This window comes from Flavobacterium sp. Sr18 (genome assembly GCF_011064265.1).
GTDB lineage: Bacteria > Bacteroidota > Bacteroidia > Flavobacteriales > Flavobacteriaceae > Flavobacterium > Flavobacterium petrolei.
The window spans coordinates 957175-982338 of the sequence record NZ_CP049329.1; the positions used below are offsets into that span (position 1 = coordinate 957175).

16 protein-coding genes are annotated in these 25164 nt (G+C 32.4%); 6 read left to right on the plus strand and 10 right to left on the minus strand.

The features are described 5' to 3' along the window. Positions 1-12 precede the first annotated feature (12 nt). A complete protein-coding gene (locus G7A72_RS04335) occupies positions 13-3138 on the minus strand; it encodes a glycoside hydrolase family 2 TIM barrel-domain containing protein (RefSeq protein WP_165151569.1) in 3126 nt (1041 codons plus the stop codon). 476 nt (positions 3139-3614) lie between these two features. After that, positions 3615-6416, minus strand: coding sequence for a triple tyrosine motif-containing protein (locus G7A72_RS04340; protein ID WP_241258574.1), 2802 nt, complete (start codon positions 6414-6416; stop codon positions 3615-3617). A 186-nt stretch (positions 6417-6602) separates the two neighbouring features. On the opposite strand from G7A72_RS04340, the gene uvrA reads away from it, so the two are divergent. Next, positions 6603-9398 (plus strand): excinuclease ABC subunit UvrA, encoded by a 2796-nt coding sequence (gene uvrA / locus G7A72_RS04345; RefSeq protein ID WP_165151570.1) that lies wholly within the window; start codon positions 6603-6605, stop codon positions 9396-9398. Between the two features lie 3 nt (positions 9399-9401). Here the strand turns inward: uvrA and G7A72_RS04350 are convergent, their stop codons facing one another. The 5 genes from G7A72_RS04350 to G7A72_RS04370 all read right to left on the minus strand — a co-directional run bounded on the left by G7A72_RS04350 (position 9402) and on the right by G7A72_RS04370 (position 15486). After that, positions 9402-9710 carry a hypothetical protein gene (locus G7A72_RS04350; protein WP_113666750.1) on the minus strand — a complete coding sequence of 103 codons (309 nt, stop codon included), beginning with the start codon at positions 9708-9710 and terminating at the stop codon, positions 9402-9404. A 177-nt stretch (positions 9711-9887) separates the two neighbouring features. Continuing rightward, complete coding sequence (locus tag G7A72_RS04355; RefSeq protein ID WP_165151571.1) at positions 9888-11357, minus strand: lipopolysaccharide biosynthesis protein; 1470 nt, start codon at positions 11355-11357, stop codon at positions 9888-9890. Between the two features lie 36 nt (positions 11358-11393). After that, the gene (locus tag G7A72_RS04360) at positions 11394-12686 is read right to left on the minus strand and encodes a glycosyltransferase family 4 protein (RefSeq protein ID WP_165151572.1); all 1293 of its coding nucleotides are present in this window, start codon (positions 12684-12686) and stop codon (positions 11394-11396) included. A gap of 64 nt (positions 12687-12750) precedes the next feature. Then, on the minus strand, positions 12751-15156 hold the full coding sequence (locus G7A72_RS04365; RefSeq protein ID WP_165151573.1) for a YfhO family protein: 2406 nt from the start codon (positions 15154-15156) through the stop codon (positions 12751-12753). Between the two features lie 48 nt (positions 15157-15204). Next, complete coding sequence (locus tag G7A72_RS04370; protein ID WP_165151574.1) at positions 15205-15486, minus strand: DUF4834 family protein; 282 nt, start codon at positions 15484-15486, stop codon at positions 15205-15207. A gap of 124 nt (positions 15487-15610) precedes the next feature. Between G7A72_RS04370 and G7A72_RS04375 the strand changes: the two genes are divergently transcribed. Continuing rightward, on the plus strand, positions 15611-16546 hold the full coding sequence (locus tag G7A72_RS04375) for a transporter (protein ID WP_165151575.1): 936 nt from the start codon (positions 15611-15613) through the stop codon (positions 16544-16546). Between the two features lie 21 nt (positions 16547-16567). Beyond that, positions 16568-17686, plus strand: a complete 1119-nt coding sequence (locus tag G7A72_RS04380; protein ID WP_113666747.1) for a GTP cyclohydrolase — start codon at positions 16568-16570, stop codon at positions 17684-17686. 90 nt (positions 17687-17776) lie between these two features. Here G7A72_RS04380 and G7A72_RS04385 read toward each other — a convergent pair whose 3' ends face one another. Together G7A72_RS04385 and G7A72_RS04390 are read right to left on the minus strand one after the other, a co-directional pair. Continuing rightward, the gene (locus G7A72_RS04385; protein ID WP_165151576.1) at positions 17777-18250 is read right to left on the minus strand and encodes a hypothetical protein; all 474 of its coding nucleotides are present in this window, start codon (positions 18248-18250) and stop codon (positions 17777-17779) included. 111 nt (positions 18251-18361) lie between these two features. Then, positions 18362-19624: a pyridoxal phosphate-dependent aminotransferase family protein gene (locus tag G7A72_RS04390; RefSeq protein WP_113666745.1), complete on the minus strand. Its 1263-nt coding sequence runs from the start codon at positions 19622-19624 to the stop codon at positions 18362-18364. A 287-nt stretch (positions 19625-19911) separates the two neighbouring features. Between G7A72_RS04390 and G7A72_RS04395 the strand changes: the two genes are divergently transcribed. The 3 genes from G7A72_RS04395 to G7A72_RS04405 all read left to right on the plus strand — a co-directional run bounded on the left by G7A72_RS04395 (position 19912) and on the right by G7A72_RS04405 (position 22573). Further along, a complete protein-coding gene (locus tag G7A72_RS04395; RefSeq protein WP_165151577.1) occupies positions 19912-21195 on the plus strand; it encodes a DUF2157 domain-containing protein in 1284 nt (427 codons plus the stop codon). Continuing rightward, positions 21185-21745: a GDYXXLXY domain-containing protein gene (locus G7A72_RS04400; protein WP_165151578.1), complete on the plus strand. Its 561-nt coding sequence runs from the start codon at positions 21185-21187 to the stop codon at positions 21743-21745. The genes G7A72_RS04395 and G7A72_RS04400 overlap by 11 nt, the downstream gene beginning before the upstream one ends. 63 nt (positions 21746-21808) lie before the next feature. Further along, positions 21809-22573: an NYN domain-containing protein gene (locus G7A72_RS04405; protein ID WP_113666742.1), complete on the plus strand. Its 765-nt coding sequence runs from the start codon at positions 21809-21811 to the stop codon at positions 22571-22573. On the opposite strand, the gene G7A72_RS04410 is transcribed toward G7A72_RS04405, so the two are convergent. Continuing rightward, positions 22570-24924 (minus strand): hybrid sensor histidine kinase/response regulator, encoded by a 2355-nt coding sequence (locus tag G7A72_RS04410; RefSeq protein ID WP_165151579.1) that lies wholly within the window; start codon positions 24922-24924, stop codon positions 22570-22572. The genes G7A72_RS04405 and G7A72_RS04410 overlap by 4 nt on opposite strands. Positions 24925-25164: the final 240 nt, after the last annotated feature.

Consider the following 25164-nt stretch of genomic DNA (forward strand, 5'->3'; position numbering starts at 1 on the left):
ATTTTATTTTTATTATTTTCCAATATTAATATGTATGTATGTTCTAATTTCCCATTCATTTCCGTTAGGGAAACCTACTGGACTTATTGTAGGTGAAGTGGCAAATTCATCAGCAACATTTGGAAGGTAGCGTGGAGAATATTGATCAAGTGTACGCCACGTTCCACGAATACCAATTTTAGTATCAGGTAATATAAACCAATTAGGCTTTCCTACTGAAGTAGATAAATCCAGCATCAACTGCAAAGGATACGTCAAGTTAAAATCTCGATGATAATCAAATGGTCCCCAATCATTAAGTTTTATAGAACTAACTAATTTCGATTTATTATAGATCACTCGTATGTCACCTCCCAGACGCTCCACTAATCTAGCATCTCCACCATTTGCTTGGGCATTTCCAAAGTAAATATTACCTATTAATCCAAAATCCGGAGTTAACTTAGAAACTATACGTGTATTTGATTCCCATAAGTCATGTGCAGGAGCCGAAGTAGGAAAAGCAAACGTTTGTCGCCCATCGGCAAGAATTCCAACAGCAGCATCTTGAGTAGTTGGTAAATGACGAAATACAAATCCGCTACTTACTGCAAACTTAGCGTCCTCAGTCATATCATTATCCCATTCATACATCCAAGTCGCAGGTGTTGGATCATAAGTCAACAATAATTCCCCTCCCACTGTTTCTCTATTTCCTCTTACAGCAAATGGATCATCTTGAATATTTCGTAATCTTCCTGGCGCTTTCACATCATTTGGCATAGCCGCCACAATTGGTTTTTGCCACAAAAAATTTGGAGCAATTTGGAAATTTCCAGTGGTATAAGTAAATCCGGAAAGAACATTTACTTGGTTTCCACTTCCACTGTCTTTTAATCTCCAGCCGGTAAATGTTCTTGTATTATCAGCACCGCCATTAGCGACTAACCCCATAGCGGCGGCTTGTCCGTACCAATTGAATGAACCTTTGGAATACGTTAATTTAGCTTTTCCTCCCCAATTATCAGTTGATTTAACTTCATCAGTATAAATTACATAATTTCCTGGTTCTCCTTCAGTAAATTGAAATCTTCTACCATTTAGAGGTTGTCCACCCCAAATAGCACCGAGCTCAACACCTAAATCTCCAAATTTAGTTTTCGAATAAATAGAAAGTCTTCTTGTTTTAGGTAGTGGAACCGCAATTGATGAAACAGCTTCTGGAGCATCAGCAATATCTTCATGATAAATACCCGCAAGATCAAACATACCAAGTTTTGTAGCGTATTTCAATAAAACTGCTGGATTTGCACCCCACCATAATTGTGGTCCGAAAGCAGCTTTAAAACCTTTTAATGCTCTTTTACCATCAATTTCAAAACCAGAAGTTTCTCCATTATAAATATCTAAATTTGCTCCATAATTTGCCTCAGGATACAACCCAAAAAAATCGCCTTCATAACCCCAATGATAATGGCCCGTCCTGTAAAAACCTCTTAATTCAAAATCTTTTGCATCCCAAGTGTAACTTGCATTGTAAACTTTAACTCTATTTATATCATCTAATAAAAGGGGTCCGTTATCAGTTAATACAGTTCCACTACGACCACGGTTTTCATAAAAAACCTCATCAATTGGATTTTCAGCAACATTACCAAGTATACTGAAATTGACATTGGCACGCATGTTTGAAGAAGGATTACCTTCAACTCCTACAAAAAAGGATTGCATATGGTCAAATCCAAGTTTTTTAGGATATACAGTTGATTCAGGATCTGCAGTTTTCGGAGTTGTAATTAAACTTCCACCTGTATTAAATGTAGTAAACTCAGCTCTCATATTACTAATACGAATTTTTTCGGTACCGCTACCCAATAGCGCCGCTTTATCTCCACGAGCTTTTAAAACAGCATCCATTAACTCAATATTTGCAAAAGAATTTTGTATGCTCTCAAGATTTTCACCTGATGCATATGGATTTACATTATGTGCTTGCTTCAATGCATAATAAGCTGCACGTGGATAAAGATCATATAAGCCACGTTCATTTGTTGGTCCTTTGGCACAAATACCAAACCACTCTTCATTCATATTATTATTAGTACCTTCTAAATCCAATGAGTATCCTCCATTCGACCAAGAGGCATTATTATCATGGATGTCTAGATTTTTAGTTTGACCATATTTCCACCAACCATCACTAAATTGAAACGTAAAACCTCCAAGTGAATTTCCCGCTTTACCAATTCCTGCTGCATTTTCATAAATTTCTTTCCAATTTCCCACCATGTAATATGCCTGAGACTTTTGGTCCTCAGTGTTATTAATGGTATTAAATGCATCAGCTCCAAATTCTGTAAATAAAATAGGCTTATTTATTTCATTTTTAACTTTTGCAAAAGCATCACCAAAAGAAACACCACGATACATATTAGTACCTAAAATGTCAATATCCGGACATTCCGTTTTAATGATGTCTAAAAATAATAAGTCTCCATTACAAATCGCTATAGGATGTGAGGCATCAATTTGTTTCATTTCTAGAACAGCTTCATTGAAAAGCTTGTATAATGAATGTGCTCTTACAGTAGATTTTCGATCTTCTAACGGAATATTTTCCGTTTCAGCACCATCCCAAAAAAGACCATAGTTATTTTCATTACCTAATAAGAATAATAAAAGTCCTGGAGTATTTTTATATTCTTGAACCATCTCTTTTGTTTCTTTCAAAAGTAATTTACGAGTTCGAGAATCCGAATATTCGGTGTTAGGCACCCAATTTCCATTTAGAGTTAGTCCGTAACGTCCAAAAGAATGGTTAAGCATAGTATAAATACCATATTTTTCATAAATATATTGAATCCATTTTGGTTGAACACCCGTGTATTGACGAATTACATTAACTCCCATGTTTTTCAATAAACCCATTTCAGAGTCAAGTGCAGCTTTAATAACATCATCTGGTTGTTTCCATAGACTATAGGAAAAATTAGTCCCAATAGGATAATAATCCCAGTTCATACCGTTGATCATAAAATCTTTTCCATCAACAACTAATTTCATTCCCTTCTCGTTAGAAACGACCGAGACGTTATTAGACTGTGCAAAAACAGTTGTTGTTATTAAGAAAAATAGTAATCTTAGAATATTGATTTTCATATTTTAATAAATTTAATTTGATTCTTTCAAAAATTATTGAACGATAATTATTTTAGTGTAATGAGCAAATAAAGTATAAATCATATTTCACTTATAGTTTCTTGCTTACATTTTTATATTAATCCGAATTGCAAAAAGTCTTAACTAATTGGACTAATTTCTATTTATCAATATTGGTTTATAAAGACAAAAACTTGTCTTCAATAATAAGTAAGTACTAATGTAAATTGGTTTCTTCATTTTTTGGCTTTTTATGATATTATAAAATTAATCGGAAACACTAATAATAAATCAAAAAGAACCTCAACAAAAAACATACAATGCAAAAAATTCACTATTTAATTTACAATACTTAAAAAAGCATTGAAAATTAAGAAGAAATTGTGATAACCGTTTTTTCTACAAAACAAAAAAACCACAACAATAACGTTAATGTTGTGGTAATGTATAGTTCTATTTGAGGGAATTGAAGAAAACTATACAGCTAATATGTACTCAACAAGCCCTTGTTCATGCGTTAATTCCATTTTTTTACGCAAACGATATCTTTTTATTTCAACACTTCGTACTGAAATGTTTAACAAAGGAGCCACTTCTTTCGAGGAAAGATTCAATCTTAAGTAGGCACATAATCTCAAATCATTTGGTGTTAACGAAGGATGAGCAGCTTTCATCTTTTTCAAGAAGTCTTTATCTGCGTTGTCAAAAGCTTCCTTAAAAACACTCCAACTATCCCCTTCTGTAATGTTCTTGTTAATTGTAGAAATGACAGATTTTATACTTCTGTTCCCATCATCCGGTGTTTTCTTTAAATCATCTTTAATGAATGCCAATAACTCATTTTTACTATTCAAACTCATCGTTGAAACAGCCAACTCTCTATTTTTGGCATCTACATCTTGCGAAAGTTGTTCGTTTCTAATGCGCATCAATTCCTGCTCGTTCTCCAGTTCTTTAATTTCCAATAAAAGATTATTCTCTTCTATCAGTTTTTCTTTTTGTTTTTGATAGTAACTTTTATATGCCTTATGGATAAATCGAGCCATTACCATTATAAAAATCAAATATACTAACAGTGCAGTATGGGTTAAATACCAAGGTTTTTCAACCGTAAAAGAATATACCGCTATATCTTCCAGAGTAGAATTAGCAAATTTAGCTCTGACCTTAAAAGTATATTCACCAGGAGGAAGGTTTTTAAAATTTACCGTTGATTTCGCACTCCATTCACTCCAATCATCTTGAAATCCTTCTAATAAATATTGAAATTCAGCATTAATGTATTTATTAAATTCAGGAACCGTGTAATTGATAGTAATATTATTATCATCATGTTTAAAACTACCTTTTTCTAGAATCGAACGATTTTCGGAGCTTTCATTAAGCTTATTTGTAGTAATTGCGGAAATTGAGACATTATGATTTTTAAAACTCAACTCGTTAAGATTTAAAATATAATATCCGTCAGTGGTTCCAATCAAATAATTAGAATTAGAAATTTGAGTAATATTTTCATAGCCCAACATGGAATTCGTCAATGAAGCGGGAATAGGAATCACGTTTTGTTTCAGTTGATTACTCAATTTACTCAATGAAAAATAATGGATGTAATTTTTTGAAAACAACCATATTTTGTTGGAATTATCCACAATCAGTTTTCCAGAAGTGTATTCATCTTTTTCAAAAACAGCACTTAACAAAGTATCTTTACTGAATTGTTTTGTCTTTTCATTCAATTTAAAAATACCTCCTTTATTTGCATAATAAATGCTATTATTAAACTTTGTCAAACTGGCATTTTTCCCTTTTGCAGGTGTTTTATATTTCAAAAAAGGCTTTGTTTTCAACAGTTTACTGTCTAATTCCAGTCTGTAAACGCCTTTGTATTCATGACTTACGAACACATTCAAATCGTTTGTGATTTCAAAATATTTTGAAGAATAATCAAATCCCACTATTTTGTTTCTGAAGCCCCATTGGTTATTCATTTTTGACAAAACGGAAATTCCGTAATAATTCCCTTGAAGCAAAAGTCCTTTTTTATTGGGTACCGTTTCAAACTTCCAAGTTCCTGATGCTGAAAATATATTTCTCGCTACTGCATTTTCAATTACAAATGTCCCCGAATCGTGACCGCAAAAAAGCGTCCCATCGTGTTCAAACAATGACCAAACCTGTCCTTTAGTTCCATTTACAAATTTGAAGTCATCTTTACTCTGATAACTTTTATAAAATAGACCTTGATTCGTTCCTACATACAAAGTTCCATTGTACAGTTTTGAAGTGTAAACCGTCCCCAGAATTCCCGTGTCATCAACAAAATTTTGTACTGGAGATTGCAGATTAATGCAATTGATTCCGTTGTCCAATCCTACCCAAAGATTTTTATCAGCATCTTCATATAAAGAAAGTGCAGTATTATTAGTCAATCCTTTATTTTGAGTGATGTGATATTTAATTTTTCCGCTATTGTTTAAAATAAATATTCCATTGGAAACGGTTCCCAAAGCAAAACTTCCATCCGAAAGCACTTGACTGCTATACAAACTACTGGCTGCTAATTCCGAATCAGCCTCAGTAGAAAACTTTGTCAAAGCAGCTCCTATGAGCTTATAAAATCCATTCTGCTGTGTTTGGATCAAAAGCCCTTCATCAATAGCAAAAACATTGACAATTTTATTGCTTTGCAAAATTGGATCATTAGAAATTAACCGTGCTTTACCACTTTCTATTTCAATAAGTCCTTCGTTTATTGTTTGAAAGTAGATTGCATTTTTGGTACGGAATGACTTAGTAATATTATTTTTTGGAGCAATAATTTTGAAACCTCCCGTTTTAGTATCATAAATATAAATTCTGTTCAAGGATTGGAAAATTATCCATTGATCATAATTTAATATGTTCCAAAATTGCTCATCATCAAGAATTTTAGTTTTTATTGTTTTGCTAAGTGACGTGTATTTTAATTTTCCATTTGCTTGTCGGGTCCAAAAACCAAATTCCATATAACAACCCGTAAAAATTTTATTCCCAATTACTTTCACGGAACGAACAATCGTTTCGTTTGGTGACGGATATAACTCCCAATTGGATCCATTGAACTCTAATAATCCTTCATTGTTAGCAAAAAAAACATTATGATTTTGATCTTGAGCAATCATCCAGTTTTGGTTTCCCGCACCGTAAATACTAGATGCATATTTTACAATTGGGGGTAATTCTTGAGAAAAAGTACAGAAGGATATTAAAAAAAGAAAAAAGTAAAGTTTTGTTTTCAAAGGGTCTTGTTGTTAATTTTTTTCAAAAATAAACCTAAAATTAGTATTTTTTTTGGTGATAGAAAACATAAAAACTATACAAGAAGAAAAAAGAGATTTCACACGACCTTTTAAACAATATTTGTGAGTTGTTCAATCCCTTTTCTCTGTTGAAAATTGATTACTTTTGTAAAAATTATCATTTTTATGCAAGTTGACCTTTCTAAATTAGATCCCAAGAAAAATATCATCATAAAAGGCGCACAAGTACATAACCTAAAAAATGTAGATGTAGCCATTCCCCGAAATAAATTAGTGGTTATCACAGGACTTTCGGGTTCCGGAAAATCAAGTTTGGCTTTTGATACTTTATATGCCGAAGGGCAGCGTCGTTATGTAGAAAGCTTATCGTCTTATGCGAGACAATTTCTTGGACGATTGGACAAACCAAAAGTAGAATACATCAAAGGAATTGCTCCTGCGATTGCTATCGAACAAAAGGTGAATACTACAAATGCACGTTCTACGGTAGGAACCTCAACAGAAATATACGATTATGTTAAATTACTTTTCGCCAGAATTGGAAGAACGTATTCCCCTATTTCTGGTCGTGAAGTCAAAAAAAATACGGTTACTGATGTTGTTTCCGATGTAAAAACATTTGAATTAGACAGCAAATGGTTACTTCTTTCACCCATTCACCTTGAAGAAGGACGAAAACTGGAAGACAAACTAAAAGTCCTTTTACAACAAGGATTTGCCCGAATATTAGTAAATAATGAAATGGTACGCCTAGACGATTTACCGGATGCTTTAGATAAAAAAGAAATTTTCTTAATCGTTGACCGAATTGTAGTTAATCATGAAACTTCAGGCGAAGAAGAATTCTACAATCGATTGGCGGATGCGGTGCAAACTGCTTTCTTTGAAGGAAAAGGAATTTGCCATTTACAAGAATTAAACTCCGATAAAAAGTATTCCTATTCCAATAATTTTGAATTAGATGGTATTACATTTTTAGAACCAAACGTTCATTTATTTAGTTTTAACAATCCTTATGGAGCATGTCCCGTTTGCGAAGGATATGGAAATATCATAGGAATTGATGCCGAATTAGTCGTTCCAAATACCACTTTATCCGTTTTTGAAAATGCTATTTTCCCTTGGAGAGGAGAAAGCATGAGCTGGTTTCGTGATGAACTTGTAAATAAGGCGTACAAATTTGATTTTCCAATACACAAACCATACTATCAATTATCCGAAGATCAAAAAGAGCTAATATGGAATGGAAATAGCTATTTTCAAGGATTAAATGATTTTTTTAAAGAACTGGAAGAAAAGAATTATAAAATCCAAAACAGAGTCATGCTTTCGCGTTACAGAGGCAAAACCAAATGTCATTCCTGCAAAGGAAAACGTTTAAGAGTTGAAGCTTCCTACGTAAAAATCAATGAAAAAACAGTTTCGGATTTAGTTGATTTACCTATAAAACATTTGGTTACCTTCTTCAAAAATATTGATTTAGATGTTTATGAAAAACAAATTGCCAAACGATTATTAGTAGAAATCAACAACCGTTTGTCCTTTTTAACCGAAGTAGGACTAGATTATCTGACATTAAACAGGAATTCAGCAACACTTTCCGGTGGAGAATCGCAACGCATCAACTTAGCAACTTCACTTGGAAGTAGTTTAGTGGGTTCTATGTATATTTTGGATGAGCCAAGTATTGGTTTACACCCAAAAGACACAGAGCGCTTGATAAAAGTATTGCTTTCCCTACGCGATTTAGGAAACACGGTAATCGTGGTAGAACACGATGAAGATATCATGAAAGCCGCTGATATGATTATAGATATTGGTCCGGAAGCGGGAACTTTAGGAGGACATTTAGTCGCTCAAGGAACTTATGACGAAATATTAAAATCAACTTCACTTACCGCAAAATATTTGAATGGAGATTTAGAAATTACCGTGCCTAAAAAACGAAGATTATTTAAAAATTTTATAGAAATAAAAGGAGCTCGAGAAAACAATCTTCAAAATATTGATGTTACTTTCCCATTGGATGTGTTAACAGTAATTACTGGAGTTTCTGGAAGTGGGAAAAGTACGCTTGTTAAGAAAATCCTTTTTCCGGCCATGCAGAAAAAGCTGGAAAATATAGGCGAAAAAGCAGGACAGTTTACTGAAATGACTGGTTCTTTTTCGCAAATTAAACATATTGAATACGTAGACCAAAACCCAATAGGAAGAAGTTCCCGATCTAATCCTGTGACCTATATTAAAGCGTATGATGACATTCGGGAATTGTATGCCAAGGAAAAATTATCAAAAATAAGAGGGTATCAGGCCAAACATTTCTCTTTTAATGTTGATGGTGGAAGATGTGAAACCTGTAAAGGAGAAGGTTCTATAAACGTAGAAATGGTTTTCATGGCCGATGTGCAATTGCCTTGTGAAACCTGCAACGGGAAAAGATTTAAGAAAGAAGTACTGGAAGTCGCTTATGAAGGTAAAAACATTCACGATATTCTTACGATGACTATTGACGATGCCATTGCTTTTTTCATTGCGAACAAACAAACTAAAATCACTCAAAAACTACAGCCGTTGCAAGATGTGGGATTGGGTTATGTTCAGTTAGGACAATCCTCTTCTACCCTTTCCGGAGGAGAAGCACAGCGTATAAAACTAGCTTCATTCCTAGTGAAAGGAGCAACAAAAGACAAAGCTTTATTTGTTTTTGATGAACCTACAACTGGATTACATTTTCATGACATCAAGAAACTACTGGCTTCCTTTGATGCATTAATTGACAAAGGACATTCGATTATTGTTATCGAACACAACCTTGATTTGATAAAATGTGCGGACTGGATTATTGATTTAGGACCTGAAGGAGGAGAAAATGGAGGCAAATTACTCGCGGTAGGAACTCCGGAACAAGTTGTCAAAATGAAAGAATCTGTTACAGGAAAATATTTGAAGGATAAATTATAAACATTACCCCATATAACATTTCTCTTCAAATGGATTTCCGTCTTCATCAATTGCTATTAATATTTTTTTAGCTTTTGATGAAACTTGTGAAATATATATCCAAGCTATAGACCAAAGTCCAAGAGTAGCACAAAAGATGTAAAAATTAAAAACATGGTCCACCTTTTTTTTCTTCTTTAATAAAACTGCATAAGGTAATTTATCATTTCGTTCTAAAACTACAAATCCATTATTGGTTTTATCGGTTAGAATAGATGTAAATTTAATTAAATCAGCATCATTTGCGTTTATTGCGGAAGAACTATTTTTCATTGCGATTCGTCTATTTTTTTGCGGTTATACGTTTATATAACTTTCACAAAAATAATAGCAAAATTAAAACTCCACAATACCCACTTTTAGTGATATTTAAAATTTTTAAATAAAAAAGACTTTTCCTAAATAAGAGAAAATGAAAGAGTTATTTCCTTTATGTATCAAATAAAAATACTAAGACATAATTTTTAATTTCTTAAAAACTACATCAATAGCTTGATTGATTTCGACAGAAATAACAAATTTGTAATTAATATAAACGTATAGTAGGGTTATTAAAACCGATTTCAACACAATATTAATCATTGGATTAAAAGGAAATTCCCAGAAGTAAAACAGTAAAAATAACAACAGTGTTATTGCCAGAGAATACAATGTTTGTTTTGTAAATGGATACAAATGCAATCGTTTTACCACAAAAAGCAACTTGGCAATACTATATAAGGTTATCGATAATAAAGTAGCAAAAGCAGATCCCATAATTCCGTACAAAGGAATAAAAATCATGTTTAAACCAATAGCTACAACGACTAAAAAAACTCCCAGAAACAAAACCGCTCGATAATATTTAGTATTAAAAATAATAGCATTATTATTCCCTAATATCAAATCAAAATATTTAGACAACCCAATCATAAACACAACTAAAATTCCACCGCTGTATTCTTTAGGAACAATTTCATACAACTGATTGATATTGACAAAAATGCCCAACATTACAAAGCCACCTACGACTTGTAAATTTATTGACGTTTTTTTGTATAAAACATTTAATTCATCGAATTTGTTATCATGCATCAGTTTTGCAGTGATGGGATAAACAATTTGATGCATCGCCCGACTTGGAACTGATATTACCAAAGCAATAAAGGTTGCAATTGAATAATAGGCTATATTTTCAATAACCATATATTGATTCAACATAATTTTATCGCCATCCAAAAGTAAATTAGCTACACTTCCTGATAAAATAATATAAAAAGTGTACTCCATCAAACCTTTTACGTTATGCGGAATTGCAAACTGAAAACTTGGTGTTTTGATATAAAACGCATATCCCATTGTAATAATCAATGCCAAAAAATAAATACCAGCAGTAATGTAAACAAAATCAACAACCGTTATCCATTTATAATAGACACCAATTAACGCTAATAACGAAAACAACCTTAATCCTACTTCTTTGATAAAATTCCCAAAAACCGAATGCATGTGAACTCTGGCCCAAGCGTAAAATATTTCGAAATAAGCCATGCACAATCCAATAAATGGAATCAGCCAGATAAAATCCTTGACTACTGGATTTTTCTTTGATACAAAGAATAAAATATCATCAAAGAAAATATATCCAATCAGAATTAAAGGAATCGATAAAAGCAACGGAAAAAGTACGGTAAAGGATAAAAATCGAGATCGTTCTTCATCAGTTTGATATTGGGAATAAAATTTCACTAACGTATTTTGCATTCCTATTGCAAATAAAGGCATGATAACATTGGCAACTGAAAGGATATAATTCGTTAAAGCATAATACGTAGCGCCCAAAAAAATAGGGTACAAATACAACGTATTTATTGCCCCAATTCCAAAACCCAAATAGGTAATTATCGTATTCTTTAAAGATTGATTTAATACTATTCCCATTATTTTATCATTGCGAGGTATGAAGAAACCACGCTTTTAATTTAAACTTTTAAGCAATTCAAGCAATTCTTTGGTTAGGTTTCTTCTGGAATAGTTTTGTAAACCAACTCCATTAGATTGTAATTTTCCTTCCAAAAACTGATTATAAAAGTCCAAAATTACACTTTTAAGTTTCACTTTCTCCGAATAATCAAAAAATACACCTGTATTGGTATTCGTAATAATTTCTGCAAAGTCAGAATCCTTTGGTCCAATGGCAATAATTGGCCGGTTTGAAACCATATATTCGAATAATTTCCCGGGAATAATGCTTTTCGTATCTTCAGAATTGATTTCAATAAGCAACAAAACCTGTGATTTTCGCTGGTGCGCAATTGCTTCTGCATGCGAAACATAACCTAAGTTATTCAAATACGGTTTTAACCCAAATTGAGAAATAGTTTCTAAAACTTCCTGGCTGACTGCGCCGATTAGTTTAATTTCTAAATGTGATTTAAAATCTGGAATCTCATGTGTCAGTTCAATTAAACTTTCCCATAAAATCGAAGGATTTCTTTCGGAAAGAAAAGAACCAATATGTGCTAAACTAAATTTAGCATCTAATGTTTGTTTTTCGACCCGTTCAGTATCGTACCCATTGGTAATTACCGCAATCGGTTTAGTAGTAATCGCTTGAAATTCCGTTTTAGTAGTTTTACTCGTGACTATAATTGTATCCGCTGTATTCAAAACCTGATGTTCCAGAGCTTTATGTTTTTTGGCAGCAAAACTAGATAGTCGCAATGATTTATGATAGCCAATAGTAGTCCACGGATCTCTGAAATCAGCAAACCATTTTAAATCTAATTTTTGTTTTAATTCTAATCCAATCAAATGCAGACTGTGCGGCGGTCCGGAAGTTATAATAGTATCGATATCATTGTCTAGAATATATTTCTCCAAATAAGCAACCGATGGTTTTACCCAAAAAACGCGCGCATCTGGAATAAAGAGATTCCCGCGAATCCAAAGAAACGTTTTGTCCAGAAAAGATTGCTTTTTCTGATTTGGAATAATTCCCGAACTGATTTTTTTAGTTTTGTTTTTTGAAAGAAAAGAAGCCAATTGATAGGGTTCAAAAATCCTCTGTTTCAGTATAATCGCTTTATCCGAAACTTCTTTAACCAAATTTTTATCAATAATAGGATACGAAGGATTCTCCGGAATATAAACAATAGGCTGAACGCCAAAGTCTGGCAAATACTTTACAAACTTAAGCCAACGTTGCACACCTGGCCCGCCCGCCGGTGGCCAATAATAGGTAATTATTAAAATTTTCTTCGGTTTCAAGTTCAAGGATTTGTTATAATACGATAATTTAAAATCTAAAATCAAAATTCGTTAATCAACAATCTTAAATCTTTTTCTTCCTTTCGAAGTAAATCCCGCCAATTAAAAGGAAAAGCATTCCTAAGGAGCTAATTAACGTTATGGTGCTTCCAGTTTTTACGACTTGTGGTTCAAACTTAAATTCTATCGTGTGTTTTCCTTCCGGAATTTGTAATCCTCTTAAAACGTAATCAACTCTAATATGAGACACACTTTTTCCATCAATATACGCGTTCCAACCTTTTCCATAATACATTTCGGAGAAAACGGCTAAACCTTCTTTTGAATTGTTTGATACATATTTCAAGTAATTAGGTTTATAATTTTCTAAAGTTATACTCGCTGAACTGTCTTTTGCGAAAGCCGTATTTTTAATTTCAAAATCTTTACTGTTTACAACTGCCACATTTTTAGAATCCAAACTATCCAAAGCTTTCATCTCTTTATCAGCAGAATTGACCAATTGTACTTGGCTTACAAACCAAGCATTTCCATTAACATCCGGATTTGATACTGGGAATTCTTTTCCTTCTTTGTCTTTTTGGATAACATACTTAACATTTAGCATATTAAGCACTTCTATATTGTTTTTGGAAATCTGATAATCAATCAATTGTTGCATTCTTCTGGGTCTTACGGCACTGTAACCACCAATCGATTTATGAAAATAAGAAGCTCTTGCACCCATGATATCGCCTACTTCAAAAACGCGGTAATTAGCGGTGTCTTTTAGAATCTCAGTATCCGAAGGTGTCTCTTGAAAAGGTACTTCAACTTGACTTCCGCTTACAAAATCTTTCCCGGAAACATATTTTTTATCCACAAAAAACAAATCGGAAACCATCAATAAACCTACAATTATAATGGCAGTATTTTGAGCAAATCTATCTTTAATGAACAACCATAAAACTCCGGCAGTCAATACAATAAAAAAGCCTGAGCGCAATAAATCAGCACTATATAAACTCATTCGATCCAGCTTAAGCGCATTTACAAATTCGGGACCGTAACTTTCATGAAAATAAGCATCGTTTCCTCCAGAAAAGCTGAACATACTTTTGCTTAAAAATAAAATCAAAATAATTCCTAAACCTAAAATTGTCGTTTCATATAATGCTTTCCATTGCAGTTTTTTGTCCAATTTGAAGAAAGACTGCAATCCCATAATAGCCAAAACGGGGAAACACAATTCCAACACAACTTGGATGGACGACACCGCTCTGAATTTATCATACATTGGAACATAATCAATAAAAAAGTCGGTCAAAATAGGGAAGTTTTTACCCCACGACAGAATTAACGCAACTATTGAACCGGATAGAAATACATATTTAATTTTGCGTTTATCGATAAATAAAGCCAAAACTGCTAAAAAGAATATTACGATTCCAATATATGCAGGAGCGGCCACAATAGGTTGATCTCCCCAATACGTTGGCATTCCCGAAACAAAATCAGTTGCTTGATCTTCTGAAACTCCCTGACCTATCATGAATTCATACATATTACTGTCTTTGCCAACAGCCTCATTATTTGAACCACCAAAAAGTCGGGGTGCAATAAGATTAAAACTTTCCATCACTCCATAACTGTACTCCGTGATATAGTCCTTAGACATTGAAGAAGTCGTTTCGTTTTTTGAACCGTTTGGATTGAAAGTCAATTCGCTTTTTCCACGAATACTAAAATCAGCATACTCAGAAGTGGCTAATAAATTAGTAGCATTGGCACCAATAGCTAAAATTCCTGCTGCTGCTAATATCCCAAACGAATACAACAAGGATTTATATTCCTTCTCTTTTACTTGCTGATATAAAAAATAAGCAGAAAGAATCAATAGGAAAATCAATAAGTAATAGGTCATTTGGAAGTGATTCGCATTGATTTCTAGTGCTGTCGCAAAAAGCGTAATCAAACCTCCCAGAATATATTTTTTTTGAAACACCAGAATAAATCCGGCAATAACAAGCGGCATGTAAGCAATAGCATGCGCTTTGGCATTATGGCCAACGCCGAGAATGATAATTAAATAGGTAGATAAACCGAAAGCCAATGCTCCAAAAAAGGCTTTCAAAGGATCAACTTTTAGCACTAACATCAAACCATAAAACCCAAGAAAATATAAAAATAAATAATCCGCAGGACGCGGTAAAAATCGCAACGCATCATCTAAAGCGCCAATATAATCGTACGGATATTTCGCTCCTAATTGATAGGTTGGCATTCCACCAAATGCTGAGTTAGTCCAATAAGGTTCTATATGATCCGTGGCTCTAAAGTCATTTTGCTCTTTAGCCATTCCGGTATATTGTACAATATCCGATTGAAAAATTTGTTTTCCTTGTAGTACAGGATAAAAATAAAGAACAGAAACGAGTACAAAACCAAGTATGGCAAGGGCGTGCGGATAGAACTTATTTATTATTTTCAATTTAAAAAAGTTTGGATTAGAATAAAAAACCTGCAAATAACGACAAATTTAATCTATTTCTTCGTAATCAACATAATCTCCCACTTTTTTGGTTTCGCGTGGGTTTTTAGCATTTGCAGTATTGTATATTACTTCATCCTTACTTTGTGTTTTTTTCCAAGTATTGTCTTGGGCATATTGCTGCTGCTTTTGCATATTCTCTCCTGCTTTTTCGACTACTTTTTTAACTAGTAAAGGCAAAAACAATTTTGCTAAAAATCTGAAAATATAGTAAAAAGCGATCATATAAAATATTGCTTTTATAAAACCAATGAAGGAAGCTGTTTGCATATAACTGTAATTTTTTCCAAAATTAATAAATCAACCGTTCAAAATTAAAATATCTCTCTTAAATAAATAATAAAATATAGTACATTTGAAAAGCGTTATTACTTTTTAACCCAAAAAAAATAATATGTCCAAAATCAAAATCTTATTTATCGCTGCTGTTTTAATGATTCCATGTATTCATTATGGCCAATATACTGATCAAATAAATTCGAACAGACCTGGAGAAACCATGTCCGCTTTCGCAGTTGGAAAATCAGTAATCCAAATTGAAACAGGCGTTTATGGCATCAAACAAAATCATAGTTTGTTGAATTATGATGCTAATGGTTTTGGAATTGACGCCACCTTACGATGGGGATTATTCATGGAGAAATTAGAATTGATTGCCGACATCCAATACCAAAACGAGAAATACACTACCTTGTTTAACAGTTCCAATCGAGCAGATTTCAAACAAACAGTTTTAGGAGCCAAATATTTGATTTACGATCCTTTCAAAAATTCCCAGAAAAAGGTCAATCTTTACAGTTGGAAAGCAAATCACGGCTTCAGATGGCGCCAATTGGTACCTGCCGTTTCTGTTTTTGCGGGAGCAAATTTTACTATGGCGGATAATCCGTATTCCTTTTCTGCAGAATCCAGCATCTCCCCCAAAATAATGCTAATAACTCAGAACCATTTAGGTGACGGAAGATGGGTTTTTGTAACTAATATCTTAGCGGATTATATAACCACTGATTTCCCTAGTTATGGTTATGTATTGACATTAACCCGAGGATTTAATGACAAATGGTCTGGTTTCGTGGAAAACCAAGGCTTCAAAAGTGATTTTTACAGTGATGCGATTGTTCGAGGAGGCGCCGCTTATTTATTGAATAAAAACATGCAAATTGACGCTTCGATTAGTACAAGCCTAAAAGACACACCTTCTGCCCTATACGGCGGCATTGGTTTTTCATGGCGTTACGATGGTAATTATAAAGAAGTACGCATAAATATTGACTCTGGTGATTCTGGAAAAAAAGCGAAGAAAAGAGCAAAAAAGACTAAAAAAGGATAAACATAGAATTTCAAAAACAGCATGATTACAATACAAGAAGCAAAAACAAAAAGTGAATTAACTCAATTTGTCAAATTCCCTTTTTCACTATACAAAAACAATAAAAACTGGGTTCCGCCATTAATTGGAGAAGAAGTCGAAGGATTTGATAAAACTAAAAATCCCGCTTTCGAAACTGCTGAAGCCTATTTTTATGTAGCTAAAAGAAATAACGAAATAGTAGGTAGAATTGTTGCAATCATCAATTGGAGTGAGGTAAAAGACCAACAAAAAATGAAAGTCCGTTTTGGTTGGTTTGATGTTATAGATGATATTGAAGTGACAAAAGCACTTTTAGAAAAAGTGCATGAATTAGGTCGAAAAAATAACTTAGAATATGTTGAAGGCCCGATGGGCTTTTCAAACTTGGATAAAGTTGGCGTGCTTACTGAAGGTTTTGATACGATAGGAACGATGATTACATGGTACAATCATCCTTATTATGCAACTCATTTTGAACAATTGGGCTATGTTAAAGAAAAGGAATACATTGAAAGTAAATTTCCTTTTTCAAACGTAAAACCTGAATTTTTTGAAAAAGCAAATGATTTAGTAAAAAGAAGGTACCAACTAAGCCCGCTTAATTTTAAAACTACCAAAGAAGTAATGCCTCATGTAGATAAAATGTTTGATTTATTCAATAAGTCTTATGCGTCTCTATCTTCATTTGTAGCTATTTCAGATACGCAAAAAGAATATTTCAAGAAGAAATACATCAGTTTCATCAATCCTGAGTTTATAAAATTTGTGGAAGACAAAGATCATAATATAGTTGCTTTCAGTATTGTAATGCCTTCGTTTTCAGAGGCGATACAAAAGGCAAAAGGAAAATTATTCCCGTTTGGATTCCTTCATTTATTACGAGCTAAGAAACAAAGTAAAGACGTAATTTTTTACCTTATTGGCGTACTGCCCGAATACCAAAACAAAGCGGTTACAGCCATTATATTTAAAGAATATTACGAAACTTTCAAAGAAAAAGGAATCTTAAATTGTTTCAGAACTCCTGAATTAGCTGACAACGCCGCAAGCATCAATTTATGGAAACATTTTGATCCTCAGATTCACAAACGACGATGTACTTATAGAAAAGAATTGTAAATAAATTGCATTTTATAGCAAAACTAAAAATCCATCAATTTCATGCTGATGGATTTTTTTGGTTTTAATTATCACATGTTTTTAATAAAATCACATTTTACAATCTACTTTTGACAAAACTATACTTCCATCAAATTGTAATTTTTTTTTATCCTTGAAAGTTACTTTTCCTTTATTATCATCAACCACATCTCCAAAACCTTCAATATAAGAATCATCTTTTTTTAAGAAAACAACTTCGCGGACTGAAGAAGTTCCTTCGGACATAAAAGTATAATCCGCATAAAGCGTATCACCTTTCAGTTCCCCAACAAGTGTTCCTTCGTTTTTATCTTTCTCATAAAAATTATAACTTAAGTTTCCTGAGGAAAGCTCACCGTTTTTTATCTTCAAAGTCAACGAAATAGTATCCTTTTTAAGAATTGCCTGGTAACATTCTTGAAATTCTGATTCTTTAACAACAATTTTTTCTGAGACAACAGGAGGTTCTTCTGTTTCCATTTCTTTTTTACAAGAAATAAAAAAAGTCATAAAAACGACACCTAATATAATTTCTTTTTTCATACATTTTCAACTTTAGTTTACTAAATATACGACTTCTTGATGGAATACCTTTCAAAAAAAAATCCATCAGCCCGAAGACTGATGGATTTACATATACATTTAATGACTTAATTATGCGTCTAAATCAACCGTAGTTCTACTTGCGATTTCTTTGTACGTACCATTTTCTAATTTCTCACGAATCGCTTCAAAAGCAGTTAGTGTTTCATCAACATCTGATAATGTATGAGATGTTGTAGGAATCATTCTCAACAAGATAATCCCTTTTGGAATTACAGGATAAATTACAATCGATAAGAAAATCCCGTAGTTTTCTCTTAAGTCATTTACCATAATCATTGCTTCCGGCACACTTCCTTCAAGATAAACTGGCGTTACACAAGTATTTGTATCTCCAATATTGAAATTACGCTCTCTCAATCCGTTTTGCAACGCATTTACATTCTCCCACAATTTATCTTTCAATTCCGGGTGATTACGCAACAATTCTAATCGTTTCAAAGATCCAATTGTTTGAATCATTGGCAATGCTTTTGCAAACATTTGAGAACGTAAATTGTATTTCAAATAATCAATAATATCTTTATCAGCCGCTACAAATGCACCTATGTTAGCCATAGATTTAGCAAAAGTAGAGAAATAAACATCAATTCCATCTTGACAACCTTGCTCCTCACCTGCTCCGGCACCCGTTTTTCCTAGTGTTCCAAAGCCATGTGCATCATCAACCAATAAACGGAAATTAAATTTTTCCTTCATGGCAACAATTTCCTTCAATTTTCCTTGTTGTCCACGCATTCCAAAAACACCTTCTGTAATAAAAAGAATTCCTCCTCCAGTTACTTCAGCTAATTTTGTAGCACGTTCTAAGTTTTTTTCCATACTTGCAAGATCATTATGACGGTATGTAAAACGTTTTCCCATGTGCAAACGAACACCATCAATAATACAAGCATGCGCATCTACATCATATACAATTACATCATTTTTTGTAACCAAAGCGTCAATTGTTGACATAATTCCTTGGTATCCAAAATTCAATAAATATGCCGACTCTTTCATTACAAAAGCAGCCAATTCATTCTCTAATTGCTCATGATATTTAGTGTGACCGCTCATCATACGCGCTCCCATTGGGTAAGCGGCACCATATTGTGCTGCTGCTTCCGTATCTGCCTGACGCACTTCTGGGTGATTAGCAAGACCTAAATAGTCATTCAAACTCCAATTCAAAATATCTTTTCCACCAAACTGCATTCTTGGACCTAACTCACCTTCCAATTTAGGAAAAACGAAATAACCTTCAGCTTGCGAAGCCCATTTTCCTAACGGTCCTTTATTGTTTTGAATCCTTTCGAATAAATCTTTTACCATAATATATCAAGTAATAATTTTAATTTTAAGAAGTTGCAAAAATAATTATTTAAATTTTATAATGGACTTGAAAGCAAATTTATTTTTCATGCTTTATCATATTGTCTCTTTAGTACTAATTTCTGTTGTTTAATATATGATTTATGAGATTATGAAATAATGCGTGATTTCTTGCCATGGTCACGCAAAATGAACTATTCGAACTTAACAAGGATTAGACTAAACCAGAAGCTTCGAGTCGTTTTCAATGATAATCTTTGTATATTTGATTTATAGAATTATAGTTTATGTCTGACAAAATAATAAATGAACTGGAAGAACTACTCCACGCGAACGTAGTGACTAGAGAAACCGCTGAAAAAATACGCGAATATTTCCACCAAAAAAAGGAAGAAAACCACAACAGACTTTCTTCTATTTTTGGAATTTTGGGAGCTATACTTGTTGGACTTGGAATTATTCTTGTTTTCGCTCACAACTGGGACAATCTTTCCCGATTAACTAAAATAATCCTATCGTTCCTTCCGCTTCTTATTGGTCAATTATTATGTGGTTATTCTATTTTAAAAAAATCTGGAAGCACTGTTTGGAAAGAAACTTCATCCGTTTTTTTATTTTTTGCCATTGGCGCAAGCATTTCATTAGTCGCTCAGGTTTATAATATTCCGGGAGATTTAAATTCTTTTATAATTACTTGGATGCTATTGAGTTTGTCTCTGGTTTATCTGCTTCAATCCTCCATCGTTTCACTTTTATATATTGCAGGAATTACGTATTATGGCTGTAATGCTAATTACTTTACCTATCCAAGCACTCATTCTTTTTTATATTGGTTATTGCTTTTAGGAATCGCTCCTCATTATTATCAGCTGATCAAAACCAAAGCATTAAGCAATTTTACGTTGTTTCACAACTGGTTTATTGCTGTTTCAATTGTAATTTGTCTCGGTACTATTGCCCATAAAAATAGTCATTTACTACATTTAGGCTACATGAGTTTGTTCACGATTTTTTATTTCATTGGTAAAACGTCATTCTTTGACAAACAAAAATTAAAAAATAACAGCTTTCTCATCGTTGGAAAATTAGGAATACTTTATCTTTTATTGCTGTATAGTTTTAAATGGTTTTGGGATAAATCTTTTTATAAAACAGATTCAATTTCAGAAACATTGCTATCGATGGAATTCATAACTGCTTGTGCACTCACATTGATTGCCGCTCTCTTATTTTACAAAAAAAACAGTCAAACGAATTTTAAGGAAGTTTCTCTTTTAGAGCTTGTATTCTTGATGAATATCCTCACTCTTAATAGCGGCTATGAGTTTTCAATAGTGGCCAATGTAATCGTATTATTCATTGGCATCTTCGAGGTTAAACGTGGTATTAAATTAAATCATCTGGGACTATTGAATTTTGGATTACTCCTTATTACTATTCTTATTACGTGTCGTTTTTTTGATACGGATTTAAGTTTCGTACTTCGAGGTATTCTATTTATAACGATTGGTTTAGGATTCTTCTTAGCTAATTATTTCATCCTTAAAAAAAGAAATAGAAATGAAAAATAAGAAAATCACACTCCTAATTTTCATATTGGTTGTTATCGCTCAATTATACGTTCCATTGCAAATGATGTTCAATCAGGAAGATATTATGAAAACTGGAACAGAATTCAAATTTCAGACAGCTCCAATAGATCCTTATGATCCTTTTAGAGGGAAGTACATTACGTTATTCTTTAAAGAAAGAGAAATCACGGTGCAAAACAATATTAAATGGAGTAACGGTGAAACGGTTTTTGCAACACTCACTATCGACAAAAATGGGTTCGCCAAAATCAGTTCTATTTCTAAAATGAAACCAAAAAATAGCGAATCGTATATTAAAACAAAAATTAGTTTAGGGTATCTGGACTCCAAAATAATAATTGACTTTCCTTTCAATCGGTATTATATGAATGAAGATATTGCGCAAAAAGCAGAGAAAATCTATCAGGGATTCTCTATTAAAAAGAAAAACGAAACGTACGCTTTAGTGGCTGTAAAAAATGGAGAAGCGGTGCTCAAAGATGTTCGTATCAATGACGTTTCAATTAAAGATTTGGCATCCAAAAAATAAAAAAAACACAATACAAAAGAAAAATCTGTACCTTTAAAGTACGAAAATCAAAAACATTACAAGATGTCACAAGATACTAAAGAATTAAAATTAGCCGTTCTCATTGATGCTGACAATGTTCCGTACAGCAATGTAAAAGGAATGATGGAGGAAATTGCTAAATTTGGTACACCAACCACCAAACGGATTTACGCCGATTGGACTAAACCAAATGCTGGCGGCTGGAAAAGTGTTTTGTTGGAACACGCCATTACTCCTATTCAACAATACAGCTATACGGTTGGGAAAAACTCTTCGGATTCAGCGATGATTATTGACGCCATGGATTTGTTGTATTCTGATAAAGTCGATGGTTTTTGTATTGTTTCCAGTGATTCTGATTTTACACGTTTAGCCATCCGATTGAGAGAATCCGGAATGAAAGTCATTGGAATAGGTGAACAAAAAACACCAAATTCATTTATTGTAGCCTGTGACCGATTTATTTACATCGAAGTTTTAGATGGCGCCATTAAAAAGAAATTACCGAAAAGAACCGCAACCGATACTAAAAAAACAACTCCAAAAAGCTTAAACAAAGTCGATTTACATACTATTGAATTGATTGAATCAACTATAGAAGATATTGCTGATGACAGTGGCTGGGCATTTTTAGGCGACGTAGGAAATTTGATTGTTAAGAAAAAACCAGAATTCGATCCAAGAAATTATGGCTTTTCTAAACTTACTCCTATGCTTAAATCATTGACTGACATATTAGAAATCGACGAAAGAGATTCTGATAAAAAAGGAATCAAACACGTTTATGTGCGATTGCGTTTTAGTTAAACTAATTTTTTAATCGCCTTATATAAAGTTTCTTTCTTAATTGGTTTAGACAAATAATCATTCATCCCTATTTCTTTGACACGATTTTTTGTTGTTTCCATAACATCGGCAGTAACTGCAATAATTGGAATATTGCAGTTGTGTGCACCAGCTTCACCATTTCTAATGGCAACTGTTGCTTCATAACCATCCATAATTGGCATTTGCAGGTCCATTAAAACAATATCAAAATGATTTGTTTCAAATGCTTCCAAGGCTTCCTGACCATTATTAACATATAAAGCTTTTGTATTCAACCATTTTTTGGTTATTACATCAATAATCATTTGATTCATTTTATTATCCTCAACTACTAATATGCTTTTTCCTCCCAAATCATAAACTGCAGGTACAGCAGCAACTATCTCCATTTGTGATTGTACTACAATATCAAAGTCTATACTAATTTTAAAATTTGTTCCTTTACCTAAAACACTTTTTACTTCAAGTACACCACCTTGCATATCAATTAAAGATTTTACAATGTATAATCCTAAACCTATTCCACCATATGCCCGTTTATTGTCAATGCTATTCTGACTAAAAGAATCAAATATTCTATCTATTTTTTCATTTTCAATACCAACACCCGAATCAGTTATGGAGACAGTTAGTCTAACTTTGTTATTGGGTATTACTTTAGATTTAATATCAAAATCAACAAAACCTACTGAAGTAAATTTAATAGCATTATTCAGCAAATTATTAACAATCTGTGAAAACCTCGACTCATCCCCAATTACTAAGTTTGGAAAACCTTCACTTTCAGAAAAATTAAATTTCAACCCCTTTTCTGTGACTCTCAGCTCCTGCGTTTTTCTAATTCGAGTCAAAGTCTGTAATGGATTAAAAGCTAAATTATCTAACTTCAATTCTTTTTTCTCAATTTTGGAAAAATCAAGAATATCATTAATTGAATTTAATAAATTTTCAGAGGAATTTTGAATATTTTCGCACTTTTTATTAATGGATGTGTCAATATTTTTCTCTAAAATGTCTCTGTTTAAATTCATAATCACATTCAAGGGTGTTCTCAATTCGTGGCTAATATTACAAAGCAGATAACATTTTAAATCTTTAATTTCTTGCGCTTTAATCAAAGCCTTTTCACTTAAATTATTTTTTAAAATTCTTAATCTAAAAAGATAGACAACCTCTCTAATTGTAAATAAAATCATAGCAAGTGCTATTGAAATTTTAGTACTACTTTCAATTACGGTAGTTGAATCCAATATTCCATAAATTTTCAAAGTATAAATTAAATAGCCCACAAATAGGGAGATATTTCCTAATACAAAAAATATTATTATCTTATCTTTTCTATTTTTGAAAGTTAGAAGCGCAAATCCAATTAATAAAAACAATATAAAACCGAATAAATTTGAAAGAATTAAAAATAAAGCAAAATGTGTTTTAAAAATACACTGTAAAGGAAACAAACTAATATTTAAGACATAAAAAATTTGAAAAACATAAAATAATTTTTTATTATTTTTTTTAATTTTTAGTGATAATTCTCCAAACTTTCCTAAAAACAAACCTGTAAGTATCAGAATTAATAAAAATATATTATTTAGAAAAACTCCTGATTCATGATTAAAATTTACGGAAAAATAACCATCAAGCATAAAAGCTATTAATCCACTTAAGAAAATAAAAAATGCTAAAGTTACTATTTTGGCTCCCCGCACTGCAAAATATAAAAAAATCAAAAACAATGAAAACTGTATTACAAGGCCATAAAAAATACCATTAATAAACTTTTTTTGAATTGTATTTTTATAGAAACTCTCATAACTATAAAGTTCCATAGGTATTGCTACAACACCTCCAGTAGTGCTATAATGTATATATAAATCCAGATTAGTGTCAGGATTAATACTTAAATCAAAAAGAACCTCGTTACTAGCTAAAATCCTTTTTGAGTAGTTTAAAGAAGCACCATTTACAATTTTTTTAATTTTTTTTGATTGTTCATCGACTATATACAGTTCAACCAAGTTAGTCATTGGAGTTGCAGTTGAAAGTAAATAGTTTAATGATTGATTTGTTTTATTTTGGATTGCAACTTTGGCCCAAAAATTATCATTTGTGTAACCAAAATATTTTTGAATTGAAGCTTTTAACTTAGGTTCTTGTTGATCAAACTTTAAGATTACTTCTTGAATATCTAATACTTCGTCTTCAGCATTAATAATTTCAGTAAAACTTTCTAAAGATACTTTTTCAGGCACCGCTTTTTTTTCAAAAACATATTGAGAGTAGCAATTTGTAAAAAAGAGCATTAAAAGAAATGTTTGAATATTTTTCATAAAAATCAGTTAGTTTTATTTTTTTAAATAAGTCAGCAAAGATTAAAATACTATAGAAAATGATTAGAGATATTCGACGACATGCAGTTTTATACTGTTGGAATAATTTTAAACGGAGTTAAAAATAAATTGGTAAAATGAAATAGAATAAAAATTTATATTGATTTACGATTGGCTACAATTTTGATAAAATTATATTTTTACTAATTATTAACGTTCGATTTTATAAAAAAGAAAAGT